The 2,564-nt window shown below is 69.9% G+C and carries 1 protein-coding gene and 1 pseudogene; one reads left to right on the top strand and one right to left on the bottom strand.

Features of this window, described 5'->3' with window-relative positions; all coding sequences use genetic code 11:
* Window positions 1-276: 276 nt before the first annotated feature.
* Window positions 277-1,653, bottom strand: a pseudogene (locus tag AC08OX_RS16900) (replication initiator).
* 265 nt (window positions 1,654-1,918) lie between these two features.
* On the opposite strand from AC08OX_RS16900, the gene AC08OX_RS16895 reads away from it, so the two are divergent.
* Window positions 1,919-2,564, top strand: a 646-nt coding sequence (locus AC08OX_RS16895) for a transposase family protein (protein ID WP_476608698.1), incomplete at its 3' end; no start/stop codon positions are given.

The raw sequence follows: 2,564 nt of genomic DNA, 5'->3' as shown, positions 1-2,564 counted from the left end.
CAACCCGGGCAGGCCAAAGCCCCCGCCGCCAGCCGACGCTCGACCGAACCTGGATCAGCCTCTACCGTGAGCACCGCGCCTCCGCGCGCCACACGGCCCTCCCCGAGCCCGGCCAAAGGATCAGGGGAGGGCCGTTCGCGTTCCCGACGCGCTCACGGTGAACCAGCCAGCCAACCGGACACCCACCCCACACCCACCAACCAAACTTGACGGCAAGCAACCACCGTGTTCGTCGGCACGGTGCCGCCACCGACGAACCCGCACCCCCACCCAACGTCAACCCACCGCCATCGGCACCGTCACCGCCGCCCCGCGCCCCACCCGTGGGCATCGAGAGCGCCGTTCAACACCCGATCGGGCGACCCGACAACGCCGCCGCCAACAGCCGCCGCCAACAGCCGCGACCAGCGCCGCCGCACCCCCGCAGACGCCCGAACGTCGTCGAATAGTGACGACTTTTCGACAGCCAGTGACCTGCAAACCCGAACGCGTGCGACCAGCGGACCAGCCCCACCGTCCGCCCCGGCACCCGGCCCGCCGCCACGTCGAGCGCTTCGGCGAACACCCGATCCGCGCCCAGGCGCCAGCAGGTCTCCACCAACCGCCGGGCAGGTCACGCAGCCCGAGCCGGGACAGGTGCCGCAGCGACCGCACCGGCGCATCCAGCGCCCCAGAATCGGTGACGGACTTGGTCAGATACTTCGCCAGGTAGTTGCCGACCTTGACCGCATCCGTCTCACCACTGATCCGGACACGGCGGATATCGACCTGGTCGCCCCAGCGCACCGCCCAGCCACCACCCGCCGACGTCTGCACCGGCAGCGCGCCCGACGCGTCGAACAGCGCGACCGCCGCCGGGTCGGGCGCGTCCACCGCCACCGACCCCAGGACCGTGCGCAGGCAGTCCGCGACCAGGTCCCCACGCGCCTACTCCGGCGCGCCGGCCACATCCCCGCCCGGGTCACGACCGTCAACCCGGATCACGACATGCAGATGCACCAGCCCGCGGCGCTGCATCCCGGCGACCTTCACGAACGACACCCGCACCGCCCGGCGCAGCGCCGCCACCGTCACCCCGACCGCCGCCGCAATCGCCGACTCCAGCCGGTTACGGGTCGCCTTCCACAGCGCCGGCAGCATCGCGTTCCACACCACCGCCCGGCCATAGTCGAAACACGCCGGACAGATCGGCTCCCCAAGACGGCGATCATCCGCACTGTGACGTAGGTGGCAGGCCAGCGCCCGGCCATGTTCACAGGTCCCACGCCGCTGGCGGCACACCCGCGCGTCGGCGCCCTTGCCCGCACGGCGGGAATGCACCGGCCCGAACGACGGAGCCGTCAACGTCACGAACCACGCCGGCCCACCCGCCACCACACCGGCCCCGCCGTCGCTACCCGCCTCTAAGCCGCCCACGACGATGCGCCGCGCATCGCGCTGATACAGCCGGGAGCAGTCCGGGCAGGCAGACGCCCGCCGGTTGTTGCACCGCACATGCACCACCGCCGGTGCCGCGGTCGGGCGGATCTCGCCGGTTGCCAGGTCTACGTGATCGGACCGGCCAGCCAGCCTGACGGGCCGACTACAGCCCCCGCCGGGTGGGTCTTCAGGGGATCCAGGTGTCGCGGTGTCTTCGAGAGTGCCGGCCGCCATGACCGATGCCTCCACCCCGGGAAGCAGGCCCGACCACGCCCCGACACACCACACCCGTCACGACATAGGCCGCCTATGGCAGCCAGAAAGCAGCTCGGCCGTTGAGGATCACCAATTGACGAATTGAACGGGCACTGGTTCCGGTCGTTCCGTCATCTGGCGGCGATAGTTGGCCGGGCGGTGGCCGGAGTGGTGCCGTAAATAGAGAAGTCCCCGGTAGATCACAGGGTGTCTACCCCACTGTGCCCTTGACCGAGGACTTCCGTTGCTAACCTACCCTGGTGTCGTCGACCTGCCCGAGTCGACCCTGGCCTTCCTTGCGGGGCTGCTGGCCGAGGACCGCGCCCAGCGTCGGACCTGGCGCAAGCCGCCCCCACCCGAGCAGGCACTCCTGGTGCTCGTCCACCTCCGCAAGGGTGAACGCTACGAGCAGCTCGCCGAGGGCTTCCAGGTCAGTGTCGGCACCGTCCACAACTACATCCGCGAAGCCGTCCGCCTGCTCGCCACTCACGGCCGGACCCTGCTCGCCGCGGTCTGGATCTTCGCGTGGGCCCAGAGCAACTTCCTCATCCTCGACGGCACCGTCGTGCGTACCAACCGTGTCCGCGCGCACAACAAGCTGTACCACTCGGGCAAGCACAAGTACCACGGCATCAACCTGCAGGGCCTCACCGACCCCTACGGCCGGCTGATCTGGATCTCCGAAGGGCTTCCCGGCTCCGTCCATGACTTCACCGCGGCCCGGATGCACGACATCCTCGATCTGATCGACCGCTCGGAGCTCTACCTCTACGCGGACAAGGGCTACGTCGGCGGCGAGGGCGACCGCCTCCTCGTCCCGATCAAGAAACCCAAGAACAACGACCTCCCCGCCCGTGACAAGGAGGCCAACCGGCAGGGCTGCGCGAAGG

The sequence above is a fragment of the Frankia sp. CoBUL1 genome (assembly GCF_978021245.1).
The sequence above is the reverse complement of the archived record's forward strand: the minus strand, read 5'-3'. Positions and strand labels throughout refer to the sequence as shown.